Origin of the sequence: Mycoplana ramosa (assembly GCF_041930185.1) — a bacterium.
In the GTDB taxonomy this organism is placed as follows: domain Bacteria; phylum Pseudomonadota; class Alphaproteobacteria; order Rhizobiales; family Rhizobiaceae; genus Mycoplana; species Mycoplana ramosa.
Window position 1 is genome coordinate 131305 of the sequence record NZ_JBHEEW010000013.1, and the last position, 15165, is coordinate 146469.

The 15165-nt window shown below is 64.8% G+C and carries 11 protein-coding genes; 7 read left to right on the forward strand and 4 right to left on the reverse strand.

The genetic code is table 11. The annotated features are described in order from the left end of the window. Positions 1-381: 381 nt before the first annotated feature. Both alaS and JNC62_RS16980 read left to right on the forward strand, forming a co-directional pair. Positions 382-3045: an alanine--tRNA ligase gene (gene alaS, locus JNC62_RS16975; protein WP_374840189.1), complete on the forward strand. Its 2664-nt coding sequence runs from the start codon at positions 382-384 to the stop codon at positions 3043-3045. A 111-nt stretch (positions 3046-3156) separates the two neighbouring features. Continuing rightward, positions 3157-4395, forward strand: a complete 1239-nt coding sequence (locus JNC62_RS16980) for a GGDEF domain-containing protein (RefSeq protein WP_374840190.1) — start codon at positions 3157-3159, stop codon at positions 4393-4395. A gap of 11 nt (positions 4396-4406) precedes the next feature. On the opposite strand, the gene JNC62_RS16985 is transcribed toward JNC62_RS16980, so the two are convergent. Then, positions 4407-4781 (reverse strand): gamma-butyrobetaine hydroxylase family protein, encoded by a 375-nt coding sequence (locus JNC62_RS16985; RefSeq protein WP_374840191.1) that lies wholly within the window; start codon positions 4779-4781, stop codon positions 4407-4409. A 198-nt stretch (positions 4782-4979) separates the two neighbouring features. Between JNC62_RS16985 and moaA the strand changes: the two genes are divergently transcribed. Next, positions 4980-5966, forward strand: a complete 987-nt coding sequence (moaA, locus tag JNC62_RS16990; RefSeq protein ID WP_374840204.1) for a GTP 3',8-cyclase MoaA — start codon at positions 4980-4982, stop codon at positions 5964-5966. 103 nt (positions 5967-6069) lie between these two features. Here the strand turns inward: moaA and JNC62_RS16995 are convergent, their stop codons facing one another. Next, entirely contained in the window at positions 6070-6504 is a 435-nt protein-coding gene (locus JNC62_RS16995) for an OsmC family protein (protein ID WP_374840192.1), read from the reverse strand. Between the two features lie 228 nt (positions 6505-6732). Between JNC62_RS16995 and JNC62_RS17000 the strand changes: the two genes are divergently transcribed. Next, positions 6733-8508: an adenylate/guanylate cyclase domain-containing protein gene (locus JNC62_RS17000; RefSeq protein WP_374840193.1), complete on the forward strand. Its 1776-nt coding sequence runs from the start codon at positions 6733-6735 to the stop codon at positions 8506-8508. A 53-nt stretch (positions 8509-8561) separates the two neighbouring features. Here the strand turns inward: JNC62_RS17000 and JNC62_RS17005 are convergent, their stop codons facing one another. Then, the gene (locus JNC62_RS17005; RefSeq protein ID WP_374840194.1) at positions 8562-11102 is read right to left on the reverse strand and encodes a methyl-accepting chemotaxis protein; all 2541 of its coding nucleotides are present in this window, start codon (positions 11100-11102) and stop codon (positions 8562-8564) included. Between the two features lie 547 nt (positions 11103-11649). Between JNC62_RS17005 and JNC62_RS17010 the strand changes: the two genes are divergently transcribed. The 3 genes from JNC62_RS17010 to mobB all read left to right on the forward strand — a co-directional run bounded on the left by JNC62_RS17010 (position 11650) and on the right by mobB (position 13350). Continuing rightward, the gene (locus tag JNC62_RS17010) at positions 11650-12042 is read left to right on the forward strand and encodes a GFA family protein (RefSeq protein WP_374840195.1); all 393 of its coding nucleotides are present in this window, start codon (positions 11650-11652) and stop codon (positions 12040-12042) included. A 124-nt stretch (positions 12043-12166) separates the two neighbouring features. Then, positions 12167-12820 (forward strand): molybdenum cofactor guanylyltransferase MobA, encoded by a 654-nt coding sequence (gene mobA, locus JNC62_RS17015; RefSeq protein ID WP_374840196.1) that lies wholly within the window; start codon positions 12167-12169, stop codon positions 12818-12820. Then, on the forward strand, positions 12817-13350 hold the full coding sequence (gene mobB, locus JNC62_RS17020) for a molybdopterin-guanine dinucleotide biosynthesis protein B (RefSeq protein WP_374840197.1): 534 nt from the start codon (positions 12817-12819) through the stop codon (positions 13348-13350). The genes mobA and mobB overlap by 4 nt, the downstream gene beginning before the upstream one ends. A 252-nt stretch (positions 13351-13602) precedes the next feature. Here the strand turns inward: mobB and JNC62_RS17025 are convergent. Further along, a partial coding sequence (locus JNC62_RS17025; protein WP_374840198.1) for an OmpA family protein occupies positions 13603-15165 on the reverse strand: 1563 nt, incomplete at its 5' end.

The window sequence follows — 15165 nt, forward strand, 5'->3', positions numbered from 1 at the left end:
TATCCCGGCCGCGCAGCGGCATCGCCGGCAACAAATCTCGCTTCCGAACATAGAAGCCGCAACAGCCGATCAGCCGACCTTCACCGCCCGAAGCCCGGTTTTCCTGTCTGGACAGGAAAGAGAGCGAACGATAAAAGCCATCAGTTTTCCAAGGTCCTGGAAGTGGCCAGCACCCCTGCGCCGCAGGATTGCCGGGACTGCGTGGCCGATCCGGCGGTGCGACCGCGATCCGTTGACGGGAACGGCAGCGCTGCGCGACAAGCGCGACCGGGGTCTCGGTGCGGCCGCAGGCGGTGTTTACGGGACAGGTCGGCGGCGAACCATTGAGTTTGATTGAAGGCAGGGCCAGGCCCGGTCGCCTGAAGGAATGAAGGACGCAAAATGAGCGGCGTGAATGATATCCGGTCGGCCTTTCTCGACTATTTCCGCAAGAACGGACACGAAGTCGTGCCGTCCAGTCCGCTGGTACCGCGCAACGACCCGACCCTGATGTTCACCAATGCCGGCATGGTGCAGTTCAAGAACGTCTTCACCGGTCTCGAGCAGCGTCCCTATTCGACGGCCGCAACGGCGCAGAAGTGCGTTCGGGCCGGCGGCAAGCATAACGACCTCGATAACGTCGGCTATACCGCCCGCCACCACACCTTCTTCGAGATGCTCGGCAACTTCTCCTTCGGCGACTATTTCAAGGAGCGCGCGATCGAGCTTGCCTGGAACCTGATCACCAGGGAATTCGGCATCGACAGGGACCGGCTGCTCGTCACCGTCTACCACACGGACGACCAGGCTTTCGACCTCTGGAAGAAGATCGCCGGTCTGCCGGACAGCCGCATCATCCGCATCGCCACCAGCGACAATTTTTGGGCGATGGGCGATACCGGCCCGTGCGGCCCGTGCTCGGAGATCTTCTACGACCACGGCGACCACATCTGGGGCGGCCCGCCCGGCTCGCCGGAGGAAGACGGCGACCGCTTCATCGAGATCTGGAACCTCGTCTTCATGCAGTTCGAGCAGGTGACGAAGGATGAGAGGGTCGACTTGCCGCGTCCGTCGATCGACACGGGCATGGGGCTGGAGCGCATCGCCGCACTGCTGCAGGGCAAGCACGACAACTACGACATCGACCTCTTCCGGGCGCTGATCGAGGCCTCCGAGGAGGCGACCGGCGTCGCCGCCGACAATCCGGAGCATCGTGCCAGCCACCGCGTCATCGCCGACCACCTGCGCTCTTCGGCCTTCCTGATCGCCGACGGTGTGCTGCCCTCGAACGAGGGTCGCGGCTACGTGCTTCGCCGCATCATGCGCCGCGCCATGCGCCATGCACAGTTGCTCGGCGCCCGCGAGCCGCTGATCTGGAAACTGCTGCCGGCGCTGGTGCAGCAGATGGGCCGCGCCTATCCGGAACTCGTTCGCGCCGAGGCGCTGATCTCCGAAACGCTGAAGCTGGAAGAAACCCGTTTCCGCAAGACGCTGGAACGCGGCCTGTCGCTGCTCTCCGATGCCTCTGCCAATCTCGACAAGGGCGACATCCTCGACGGCGAGACGGCCTTCAAGCTGTACGACACCTATGGCTTCCCGCTCGACCTGACGCAGGACGCGCTGCGCAACCGCGGCATCGGCGTCGATCTGTCCGGCTTCTCGGACGCGATGGAGCGCCAGAAGGCGGAGGCCCGCAAGAGCTGGGCCGGCTCCGGCGATACCGCGGCGGAGACGATCTGGTTCGAACTGCGCGACAAGCACGGCGCCACCGACTTCCTGGGCTACGACACCGAAACGGCCGAAGGCGTCGTGCAGGCGATCGTCCGCGATGGCGCCACGGTGGAGACCGCCTCTGCCGGCGAAAAGGTTCAGATCGTCCTGAACCAGACGCCGTTCTACGGCGAATCCGGCGGCCAGATGGGCGATACCGGCGTCATCAGCACCGATCACGCCCGCCTGTCGGTCACCGATACGCAGAAGAAGGCCGATGGCCTCTTCGTCCACAACGCCGTCGTCGAGCAGGGATCGCTCAAGATCGGCGACGCCGTCGCGCTCGACGTCGACCATGCCCGCCGCGCACGTCTGCGTTCGAACCACTCGGCCACGCACCTCCTCCATGAGGCGCTGCGCGAGGTGCTCGGCACCCATGTCACGCAGAAGGGCTCGCTGGTCGCCCCGGAGCGGCTGCGCTTCGACGTCTCCCACCCGAAGCCGATGACGGCGGAGGAATTGAAGATCGTCGAAGAGATGGCGAACGAGATCATCGTCCAGAACACGCCGGTCACGACCCGCCTGATGAGCGTCGACGACGCCATTGCCGAGGGCGCGATGGCGCTGTTCGGTGAAAAGTACGGCGACGAGGTCCGCGTCGTGTCGATGGGCACCGGCATCCGCGGCGGCAAGGCCGGCAAGCCCTACTCGGTCGAGCTGTGCGGCGGCACTCATGTCGGTGCGACCGGCGAAATTGGCCTCGTTCGCATCGTCGGCGAGAGCGCGGTCGCCGCCGGCGTCCGCCGCCTCGAGGCGCTGACCGGCGAGGCCGCCCGCGCCTATCTCTCCGAGCAGGACGAGCGGGTGAAGGCGCTCGCCGCCAGCCTGAAGGTTCAGCCCGCCGAAGTGCAGTCACGCGTCGAGGCACTGCTCGACGAGCGCCGCAAGCTCGAGCGCGAATTGACGGAAGCGAAGAAGAAGCTCGCCCTCGCGGGTGACGGTGGCAGCGGTGCGGAAGCCGTTCGCGAGATTGCCGGGATAAAATTCCTCGGCAAGGTCGTCACCGGCGTCGAGCCGAAGGACCTGAAGGGTCTGGCGGACGAGGGCAAGAAGGGGCTGGGTTCCGGCATCGTCGCTTTTGTCGGCGTCTCCGCCGACGACAAGGCGAGTGCGGTGGTCGCCGTCACCGACGATCTCACCACGCGCTTCAGCGCCGTCGACCTCGTCCGCATTGCCTCTGCTGCGCTCGGCGGCAAGGGCGGCGGCGGCCGGCCGGACATGGCCCAGGCCGGCGGCCCGGACGGCCAGCGCGCCGGCGAGGCGATCGAATCCGTCGCAGCGGCGCTCGCCGGATAGCGCATCCCGGGCATCGAAGCAAAATTGAACGGCGGGTCTATCCCGCCGTTTTCATTTGCGAAATATTCAACCTTCGGTGCTATTGCTCCGGCACCGAAGGAGAGTAATTCCTTGCTCGAAGTCCTCATCAGCATCCCGACCTTGATGGTCTGTACCCTTCTGTCGACGTTTGTCGTGGCCATTTTCCTGACCCAGCATTGGCTCACGGAACGCGGCTCTGCCGCTGCGGGTTACTGGTGCATTGCCATGTGGGTCGGGTCGGGCGCCAGCCTTCTGCTTGGGCTGCGCGGGATTGCGGCACCGGAGCTTTCGATCGGATTGGGCAACGCCCTCGCTGCCCTGGGCTATGCCTTGACCTGGGCCGGTTTCCGGGCTTTCGACCATCAGCGCGTGTCCCTCGTCGCCATCCTCGCCGGGGTGACCGCCTGGATGGTCGCCTATCGGTTCTCGGATGCTTTTGCCGCCGACATGAACCTGCGCATCATGCTCATGTCGCTGGTCGTGTCCGCCTATTCGCTGGCGATGGCGCGCGACATCGTCCGCGGGAGACGGCGCGAGGCGCTGCCGTCCCGCCTCCTTGTCGCCATTCTCCTCGCAACCCACGCCGTCATCTACGCCCTGCGCATCCCCTTTGCGTACTTCGCCCCGGTCCCCGATCAGATGACCGCCTCCGTTTCTCCCTGGTTCGCCATCTTCGCCCTGGAAATTTTCCTGCACACGCTGATTGTGTCGATGGGGATCCTGGTGCTGATCAAGGAACGGAGCGAATTTGTCTTCCGCCACGCCGCCCGTGCCGATGCGCTGACCGGCGTATTCAACCGCGGGGCGCTGATCGACGAGGTCGCTGGTCTGCTTCGGCGCCGCCCGCAACAGGGCGTGCTGATGCTGTTCGACCTCGATCATTTCAAGGTAATCAACGACACCCACGGCCACCTGGCCGGTGACAAGGTGCTGCAACGCTTCACCTCTGCGGTGTCCGCCAGACTGGACGACGAGATGGTGTTCGGCCGCTTCGGCGGAGAGGAATTCGCCCTGTTTGCGCCCGAACTCGACCTGGACGAGGCGCGCGCGTTCGCCGACGCGCTCAGGCAGGACGTGGCCTCGCTTGCCATTGGTCACTATGGCACGATCATTTCCGCCACCGTGAGCGTCGGGCTGGCCTCGGTGGCGCTGAGCGGGGGCGACCTAGACAGGTTGCTCGCTGCGGCCGACTGTGCGCTGTATCGGGCCAAGGAACAAGGCCGCAACCGCGTCGCCGTCGCGGGCGTTGCAGAAAGCCTGATGCAGGTGGCAGGGCGCATGCGTGAAGCCGGGCCCGGCAGCGCGGCCGTGATTTCAGCCGCCAGGTGAGAAAGGTCGCTTCAACGCGGCTTTTCGGAGCGGTCGCGCGTCATCCCCTTCTCGGCAAGCTCCCGCTCATAGGCCGCGAAGAGGTCCTCGCCCTTTTCTCCCAGTTCGCGCAGATAGCTCCAGGTGTAGATGCCTGTGTCGTGGAAATCGTCGAAGCCGATCCGGACCGCGTAATTGCCGGTCGGCGTGACCGAGATGATCGAAACGTTGCGCTTTCCTGGCACGGTGACGCGCTGTCCGGGGCCATGTCCCTGCACCTCGGCCGATGGAGACAGCACCCGCAGCATCTCCGCCGACAGCTCGAAGCGCTGACCGTCGTCGAATGCGACCGTCAGCCGCTGCCGGTCCTTGGACACCCGCAATTCCGTAGGCCACCGCTCGCTCATCTTCGTCCTCCACGCGCTATCAGGCAGCACTATGCCGCACCGGTCGCATAGGCAAGATCCATTTTCATGCGATAATGGCTCCATGACCTTGACGGCTGGATCGGCAGGACCGACATTCCGCTGGAGACGGAGGACGACGTGAATAGCTTTGCAGGACCGACGGAAAGGGCGACCGCACTTGCCCCCTCGCCCGCCCCGATGATCGACCCTTTTGGCCGCGCCGTCACCTACCTGCGCGTTTCCGTCACGGACCGATGCGACTTCCGCTGCACCTACTGCATGGCGGAAAACATGACGTTCCTGCCGAAGAAGGACCTGCTGACGCTGGAGGAACTGAACCGGCTCTGCGCCGCCTTCATCGACAAGGGCGTTCGCAAGATCCGGCTGACCGGCGGCGAGCCGCTGGTGCGCAAGAACATCATGCATCTCGTGCGCGAACTCGGCCGCCAGGTCGAGGCCGGCCGGCTCGACGAGTTGACGCTGACGACGAACGGCTCGCAACTTTCCAGATACGCCACGGAGCTTGCCGATTGCGGGGTGCGCCGCATCAACGTCTCGCTCGACACCCGCGATCCCGACAAATTCCGCGCGATCACCCGCTGGGGCGATCTCGCCAAGGTGATGGAGGGAATCGAAGCGGCGCAGGCCGCGGGGCTGAAGATCAAGCTGAACGCGGTGGCGCTGAGAGATTTCAACGACCGCGAGATCCCCGACATGCTGCACTGGGCGCATGACCGCGGCATGGACCTGACGCTGATCGAGACCATGCCGATGGGCGAGATCGACGAGGACCGCACCGAGCACTATCTGCCGCTGTCGGAAATGCGCGAACGCCTGTCGAAGGAGTTCACCCTCACCGACATCGACTACCGCACCGGCGGGCCGGCCCGCTACGTCACCGTTGCCGAGACCGGCGGCCGGCTCGGCTTCATCACGCCGATGACGCACAATTTCTGCGAAAGCTGCAATCGCGTCCGCCTGACCTGCACCGGCACGCTCTACATGTGCCTTGGTCAGAACGATGCGGCCGATCTGCGCCTGCCGCTGCGTGCCTCCGACGACAACGCCCTGCTGTCGCAGGCAATCGACGAGGCAATCGGCCGCAAGCCGAAGGGCCACGACTTCGTCATCGACCGCAACAACCGCCCCGCCGTCGCGCGCCACATGAGCGTCACCGGCGGCTGACAGCCGCCGCGGACATCAACCCGCTTTTTCCAGCCGGTAAAACGAACTGCCCCCTATATCTGACATGGGATGCGGTGGCCGGCTGCGGACCGGCCATCGATATTCAAGGTTGCGGCCCGGCGCCGGTGTCTTCCACGACGAAGTCGTGGGTAATCGTCGCCGTCTTGGCCAGCATCGCCGAGGCCGAACAGTATTTTTCAAGCGACAGCGCAATGGCACGCTCGACTTTGTTTGCCGCCAGGCCGCGGCCCTTGACGATGAAGTGCATATGAATGCGGGTAAATACCTTCGGTTCCTGATCGGCACGGTCTGCATCGATCTCGATGACGCAGTCTTCCACCTTTTCGCGGCCCTTCTCCAGGATGTGCACGACATCGAAGGCCGTACAGCCCCCGGTGCCGATCAGCACCAGTTCCATGGGGCTCGGACCCGGCGTCCGCCCCTCCGTCCCGGACGCCGTTCCCAGCACGACCGTGTGCCCGCTGCCGGACTGGCCGATGAAGGTTCGATCTTCTACCCACTTTACGCGCGCTTTCATGTAGATGCTCCCTGACGTGAAAGGTCCATCATAATCCGATTGCGGTCGCTGTCGTCCGGCATTCCGTCAATACCTGCGGTTCGGAGTCGGCGGAAATGGTCATTTCGAAACTCGGAGTGGCCGCCGGCGCCGAAACGTCACCTGTCGGCGATAGCCAGACGGGTCGATCGGGGCTACAGTTTCCCGGTGGCGACGCGTTCGCCATGAAAGCCACCAAGAGGCTTCGTCATGACCGGCGAGCGGGTTCAGCGCAGGCTTGCTGCCATCCTTGCGGCCGATGTCGTCGGTTATTCGCGCCTGATGGAGGCCGACGAAGCCGGGACGCTGGCGCGCCTCAAGGCGCTACGCCACGACGTGATCAACCCGGCCATCGCGCGCCACTCCGGCCGGATGGTCAAGCTGATGGGTGACGGCGCGCTGCTGGAGTTTTCAAGCGCCGTCGAGGCGGTGACCTGCGCCATGGAAATCCAGAAGCTGGTGGCTGAGCACGATCGCGACGCCCCTGCCGGCGCGCGCATCCGCTTCCGCATCGGCATCAATGTCGGTGACGTAATCGTCGACGGCGACGACCTCTACGGCGACGGCGTCAATGTCGCCGCAAGGCTCGAAACACTTGCGCAACCGGGGGGGATCTACATTTCCCGCTCCGCCGCCGACCAGGTTCGCGACAAGATCCCCGTCGGGATCGAGAGCCGAGGGTCGCAATCCGTCAAGAACATCGCCCGGCCCATCGAGGTCTTCTGTCTGGTCAATGACGGCCCTCCCGGCAACACGGCTGCGTCCGCCACGCCAGCGGCCCGCCACCGGCCGCCGACGCGCGAAAAGACATCCATCGCGGTCCTCGCCTTCAACAACATGAGCGGCGATGCGGATCAGGAGTATTTCTCCGACGGCATCAGCGAAGACATCATCACGGACCTTGCCAAGCTTTCGGAACTGCACGTCATCGCCCGGAACTCATCCTTCGCCTACAAGAACAGCCCGGTTCCGCTCAGGGACGTCGCAGCCGCGCTCGGTGTTCGCTACGTTCTCGAGGGAAGCGTGCGCAAGGCCGGAAACAGGGTGCGCGTCACCGCGCAGCTGATCGACGCGACCACTGGCGGCCATGCCTGGGCCGAGCGGTTCGACCGGGAGCTGACCGACGTCTTTGCCGTACAGGACGAACTGACCCAACATATCGTATCCGCGCTCAAGGTACGGCTCACGCGATCCGAAATGGACCGCATCGCCGACAAGCCCGTTGCCGACGTCACCGCACACGAATGCTTCCTGCGCGGTCGTGAGCAGGTCTGGCTCCATACGCGGGCCGGCAATGCCGAGGCACGCGCCCACATGGCCGAAGTCCTCAAGATCGATCCGAATTGTGCGGTCGCTTACGCCTACATCTCGTTTGCGCATGTGAACGACTATATCAACGGCTGGGCCGCCGACCCCGAAGAGGCGCTTCGGACCGGGCTGGAGCTGGCGCGTCGTGCCATCGCCCTCGACGATCAGCTGCCTGAAGGCCATTTCGTGCTGGGGATCGCGCTCTTGTGGAGCAGGCAGCCGGACGAGGCGCTCGAATCGGTGTCGCGCTGCATCGCGCTTGCTCCGAGCTCGGCAGAAGGCCACATGCTGAAGGCGCACATCGAGATGTTCAACGGCAACCCGGCCAAGTCGATCGAGACGCTCGACACCTATATGAAGCTCGATCCCGTCTATCCCGAAATTGCCCTGCAGTTTCTCGCCGAGGCCCAGTTTCTGCTTCGCAGGTTTGACCTTGCGGCCGAAACGCTGAGAAAGCGGCTGGCGCGCAATCCGGAAGCAACGACCGCCTATGCGCTGCTTGCGTCGTCCCTGGGTCACCTCGGGCAGATCGACGCGGGCCGAGACGCCTGGGCTCGGGTCCTGCGGCTGGAGCCGGATTTCTCGGTCGAATGCCGGAGGAAACTTCTGCCGTTCAGGAACCCCGCCGATTTCGAGCTGCGCGTCGAGGGGCTCCGGCACCTGGGGCTTGCCGTCTGACAGAAAACCCCGCGACAGTCTCCTGCCGCGGGGCTTTTTTCTGCAACCGGACTTCAGGCGGCGTAGTGGTCGCGGTAACCGCGGTCGCGATTGTCTAGATCCCGGGTCTTGAAGTGGTCGATCTTGCGGTTCAGCACTTCGACACGGCTGCGCAAACCGTGGATCTCGGCGGTGTTCTCCTCCACCATCGCGGCGTTCTGCTGCGTGATCAGTTCGACCTGGTGGACCGCCTGGTTCACTTCGTTCAGCCCCTCGTACTGCGCCGCCGCCGCCTGTTCGATGTTGCCGACGAGCTGATGGATCGAGGAGATGTGTCCGTTGATCACCGTCAGCGCCTTGCCGGTCTCTTCGACCAGCGACACGCCGCTGCGCACCTGGGCGGAACTGTCGGAAATCAGTCCCTTGATCTCGCGCGCGGCCCCGGCGCAACGCTGGGCGAGTTCGCGCACCTCCTGGGCGACCACGGCAAATCCCCTGCCCGCCTCTCCCGCGCGCGCCGCCTCGACGCCGGCGTTCAGGGCCAGCAGATTGGTCTGGAAGGCGATTTCGTCGATGACGCCGATGATCGTGCTGATCTTCTCGGACGAACGGTTGATCTGGGCCATCGCCTCGACCGCCCGGGCAACGACCTCGCCGGAGCGAATCGCATAGATGTGGGTCTCGTCGACCGAAACCGCGGTGCGCTGCGCACTTTCGGCCGTCGAACGGACGATGTCGGTCAACTGCCGGAGCGCGCGCGTGCTCTCCTCCAGTGCCGCCGCCTGCTGCTCGGTGCGGCGCGCCAGATCGTCGGCCGAGGACGCCAGGTTGCCGGCCCCGCCGCTGATCTCGACCGTGGTCGCACGAACGTCCGCCAGCGTTGCCCGCAGCGCTTCGACGGCGTTGTTGTAGGTCCGGGCCATGGCGACATATTCGGCGGCCAGCGCCTCGGTCATGCTCTCCTCCAGGTCGCCGGCGGCGAGCTTGCCAAGCACGTCGGACAGGGCGCTGAGCGCCTCCATCTGCTCCGCTTCGATCCGTGCCTGTTCGGCGGCGCGGCGCGCCTGTTCCTCGGCCGTCTGGGCGCGCTGGGCTTCCGCCTCCTGCTCCAGCCGGACGTTTTCGAGCGCCGCGTCGCGGAACACGGCGACGGAACGAACCATGTCGCCGATCTCGTCGCCGCGGTTGCGGCCATCGATCGGCACGTCGAGTTCGCCGCTGGCCAGGCGCGACATCACCTCGGTGACGCGCTTCAGCGGCCCGCGCAGTGTCTCAACCAGCATCAGGCCGCCGATGATGGCCAAGAGCGTGCCGGCGACCATGGCGATGATGGAGACGTTGGCAGAGCGCTGGCTGTCCTGCTTGCCTGCTTCCTGCGCGCTGCTGACGAAGGCCTCCAGCGTCTGGCTGGCATCGGCGATCAGCGTGCGCGCGTCCGTGCGCGCCTGGCGCCAGCGATCCGAGACGGAAATGAGCTCCTGCGTGCCCTGACCGATCGCCCCGAGCAGGGGCGCGAGCTTGCGCGGAAGGTCGCGCAGGGTGGCGTTCTTGCCGCCAAGCCGCGCCAGGTCGGCCCCCTTGGATGCGATGCCCTGAATGTCCTCCAGCACGACCGCGCGGCTTTGCTCGTCCGGCTGGCGATGCAATTCGCTGACGTGAAGGCCGGCGCGGTCGATCTGCGTGAAGGTCTCGCCGACCAGTTCCATGAGCCGCTTCATCAGCGCAATCTCGGCGCCCATGCTGACATAGCGTTTCGCCGCCGTGTCGGAGTTCTGCTGGGCCGCCTTGGCGAAATCCGCATCGAATTTCGAAAGCTTCGACAGCACCGGCACGAGGCTGCTTTTCTTGCTTTCCGCGTCGCCGCTGCCCGCAAGGATCGCCTCGATCGCCTCGATCTCCTTCTTGAGCAAGGCAAACTGCTCCAAAGCCGCCGGCGATGCGATGCTCTCCGATTCGGCGAGTTCCTTGACGAGCCGCGGCAGGTAGGTTTCGGCGGCCTTGATCGCATCCTCCGGCTTCATCGCCAGCATCACCGGCTTGCGGAACTTGCCGATGCGCTCGGCCAGCCCCTGGTAGGCGGCGGCATCGAAGAGCAGCGTCTTGGCGAACTTCTCCTTGGCGTCCGCTTCACCGCGGATCACGGCGATCTGCTTCTGGGCGAACTGTCCCTGCGCCGTCATTTCGGCCAGCGCCGTCTTGAGCGCAGCACTCGTCGCCTCCTGCTCGGTGTGGATCGACCACAGCAGGTCCGCCTGGGCCCGCATTTTCTCCGCCAGGCCCACCACGGAAGCGATCTTTGCTTTTTCCGCGGGGTCGACCAGCAGGCCGTCCAATGCATGAATTCCCCCGTCCTGGTCGTCGATGCGCGCCGCCAAATTGGCGCGGCTCTCCTCGTTCGGGTGATCGATGAAGTCCTGCAGCGCAGTCCTCAGGTTCTGGAAATCCGACAGGCTGTTGATGGTCTCGCGCGTCACGGTCATGTGGCCGTTCAGGGTGCGGGCGGTGAAGAACCCGACCAGACCGATGCCGGCAATCAGGACGACCAACGGGATGACGAACAGCAACACCTTGGTAACAATGCGACGCCGCTGCAGAAGGCGATCGATAAAGGACATGGGATTCCCCGGTATTATTTTTATGCGGACCTCATACCCTTCCGGTGGCAGACGCTTGTCCGTGATGACCCTCTTCGGCTGCTGAGGCGTTGCCGCCGACAACCCGGGTCACCACGACCTCCTCGGACATGCGCATCCGTCGCTTCATGCGATGGTCTTGTGGGTAAGGCGACGATAGGCACCGAAACTTAATGAAAAGCGAAGCCCGGCTTAGCATTTTCCAGGTTTTGGAACCGTAAGGCATAGACTAAGTGCCAATTGCAGGCCGACTTACCTTGGCCGACGGCATCTTTACTGGCTTTTTGCCAGCGGCAACTGTGACTGGCAGCACGATCAAGCGAGGCGCAAAGCGTGCGATCGGGTCGCATCCGGGTCCCCCTCCTCACCGGCGCTGCCACCATCATCCTCACCGAGTACGAACCAACCGACTGCGTCGGGCAAAGTCGGGCGCGATGACTATACTTCAGGTCGATTTGCGCTAGGCTCTGTTGTCTTCGGAGCGATGCGCTGTTCGTTGCAGGTCCCAATTGTCGGGAGGAGGCGCAGCATGGACCGGTTTGTGGGCGGCTGCCTGTGCGGCAATGTCCGGTTCGCGGCAAAGGGTCGACCATACCGGGTCGGCCTGTGTCATTGTCTCGATTGCCGCAAGCATCATGGGGCCCTTTTTCAAGCCTCCGCGATATTTCCTCAGGAGGCGGTGACGATCGAAGGCGAGACACGCGACTACGCCGGGCGGTTTTTCTGTCCCCGCTGCGGCTCGTCCGTTTTCGGCCGCACCGCAGACGAAATCGAGATAAACCTGGGATCGCTGGATTCGCCAAACCAACTGGTGCCGACCTACGAGAGCTGGATCGTTCGTCGCGAGTCCTGGTTGCCACCTTTTCCGCTGACACGACACTATGAGCGCGATCGTGACGCCACCGGCCGCCTTGAGGAGTAGACCGGAGGGCGGTTGCGAGACAACAAAGAAAGAATTCGCATCCATCGTCGCGCCGGCAGCAGGTTTGATCTTGGCCAGACCCGGCCAGTTCGGCTAGACCCGAAGCAACGACGGCTGAGGCTCCATGCAAACAGAAACGACCCTACAGGGCAGCAAGACGTTCCCCGGTGTCATCCTCGCCGGGGGGCTCTCCAGCCGCATGGGCGAGAACAAGGCGAATGTCCGGCTCGGCGGCATGACGCTGATCGACCGCGCCATCCGCCGGCTCGGACCGCAGGTGTCGACCCTCTCGATCAGCGCCAACGAGCCGCTTTCTCTTAACTGTCAGTCCCCCGTCCCGATATTCAGCGATCTTGACGACTCGCGCTCCGGCCCGCTCGCGGGCATCCTGGCCGCGCTCTTGCACACGCGGGTGCATCACCCGAACGCCACCCATGTCGCAACGGTGCCGACGGACAGTCCGTTCTTCCCGCTCGATCTCGTCGCGTGCCTGAGCGCCGTCATCGACCACCCCGACCGCACCGCAGTGGCAGCCTCCTCCGGCGGCTTGCATCCGGTGTTCGGGCTCTGGCCGGTTGCGCTTGCCGATGAACTGGACGAATGGCTGCGTGGCGGTCGGTCCCTTCGCCTGCGGGCCTGGCTCGATGGCCACAGCACGCGGCAGGTACACTTTTCAGACCGGCAAACGCCGCGCGGTCCGTTCGACCCCTTCTTCAACATCAACACGCCGGACGATCTCGCCGTCGCGGAAGGCTGGCTGGAGGCGCTCGAACCATGACCGACGACAACAGAACCCGCATCTTTGGCGTTTCCGGCTGGAAGAACTCCGGCAAGACCGGGCTGACCACGCGCCTTGTCGAAGCGCTTGTCGCGCGCGGCTATCGCGTTTCGACGATCAAGCATGCCCATCATGATTTCGATATCGACAAGGCGGGCACCGACAGCTATCGCCACCGGCATGCCGGCGCCCGGGAAGTGGCGATCGTATCCGGCAGCCGCTACGCCATCATGCACGAGCTGCGCGGCGATCCGGAACCGGCCTTCCAGGACGTCCTCGCCCGTCTGGCACCTTGCGACCTCGTCCTGATCGAGGGTTACAAGCGCGAACCGATCCCGAAGATCGAGGCCCGGCGGCTGGATGCGGCAAACCGCACGCCACTTGCCCCTCAGGACCCGCACATCGTCGCCATCGCCGCCGACCATCCGGTGACGGACACCCTCCTGCCCGTCTTCGACCTCGATGACACCGATGGCATCGCCGATTTCATCCTTGCGACCGTCGGCCTGCCGGTCACACCAAATCGCTGATTGGTTGAGCTCGCGGGACCGTCGCGACGATCGCCGGGCCATCCTCTCCGTCCGTCATGCGGGACTTGATCCGGCCATCCAGCGCGCGCAAGTCCTTGCGGCACAGGATCTCTTTCGCTCCGCCGACGCGGCGCCGTTGGATCCGGTTTCAGGGCCGGGATGACGGAAGCAGCGCGTGCCTGTTGACGCTCGCCGCGACACAAAAGGCCGCCGGATCGCTCCGGCGGCCTTTATGTTCACCCGAACCGCGCCTTACTGGGCGGATGCGACCGGCTTCACCAGCGGCGTGACACGGCGGATCGTCACACGCCGGTTGAGCTGCTCCGGTCCGTCGGTCATGATCTTCAGATAGCGCTCGCCGTAGCCCTGGGTTGACAGGTTCTCCGGCGGGATGTCGTAGACATCCGTCAGCAGGTTGGCGACCGATTCGGCGCGCTCGTCGGAGAGAATCAGGTTCGATTCGTCCGAACCGACCGCATCGGTGTGGCCTTCGATCAGGAACGTCTCGCCGGGATTTTCGTCCAGGAGATCGTTGATCGCGTCAGCCACCCGTCGCAGCGTCGAGGCCTGCTCCATCGAGATCTCGGCGCTGCCGGTAGCAAACGTGATCGTGTCGAGGTCGATGCGGCGCACCTTGTCGCGAATACGCGCCGAGTACTTCACCTCGTCCAGGGTATAGACGCGCTCGACCGCCTCGACGGGCGGCGCCGCGAGGAAGGCACGATAGTCGCGATCATAGTCGCTCGAGGTGTCGATGATGTAGTCCTCGACGGGCACCGTCAGGCGCATCGGCGGCAGATACAGACCGGGATCACGGAACGGAACGCGGTCTTCGACGTAGTAGTAGTCGTCCCTCGGAACGTAGTAGAGAACGTATTCGCGGTCGCCGACGAAACGCGAGCGCTGGATGACGTCGCCATAGCGGTCGCGAATGGTCACGACGCGGACGCCGCCGGGACGCTCGATCGTCTCGCGCACGCGGCCGCCGCTGAGGTTCTCGTAATAGGTATCCTGGGCGCGACGCGACAGCCGGTTGCCGTCGTAATTGCGCACGATGGTGCGGTTGTCGATGTTGTAGATCACCCGATTGTCTACACGCCGGTCGACGCGGACGTTATCCGGATCGCGGTAACCCGGGCGCCGGTCGAACCGCTCGCCGCGCTCGCGCTCGATCGATTCGTATCGCACCGGCCGGCGACGATTGCCCTCCCGGTCGACCTGAGCGTCGGCGTCCGAGGTCGGCACGAACTGCCGCTGGTTTTGGCGCTCTTCAGCACGACGCTGCTCCTCGCGGCGCTTGCGCCGCTCCTCGCGCGATCCATCGCGGCGATTGTCTGCGTCCTTGTCGCTGTCAAGCACAGCGGCTCCGCCCACCACCGGAAGATCGATCGTTTCCGTCGTCTTCGATGGGTCGCGCGCAATGCGCTCGCGTTCAGGATCACGCTCGCGCCGCGGACGCTGGCGGTTCTCCTGTGCGGCATCCTGCTCGCGCTGTGCCTCCAGCTTCTTGCGACGTTCCTCGCGGGCCTTCTGCTTGTCGGTCTGCGGCTGTTCCTCGACGGCGCGGTTCTGCTCTTCCGCCTGCTGCTCCTGCTGCTTGCGGCGCTCCTCGCGGGCCTTCTGCTTGTCGGTCTGCTGCTGCTCTTCGACAGCGGGGGTCTGTTCCTCCGCCTGCTGCTCCTGCTGCTTGCGGCGCTCCTCGCGGGCCTTCTGCCGGTCCGACTGCGGCTGTTCCTCCACGGCGCGGTTCTGCTCTTCCGCCTGCTGCTCCTGCTGCTTGCGGCGCTCCTCGCGGGCCTTCTGCTTGTCGGTCTG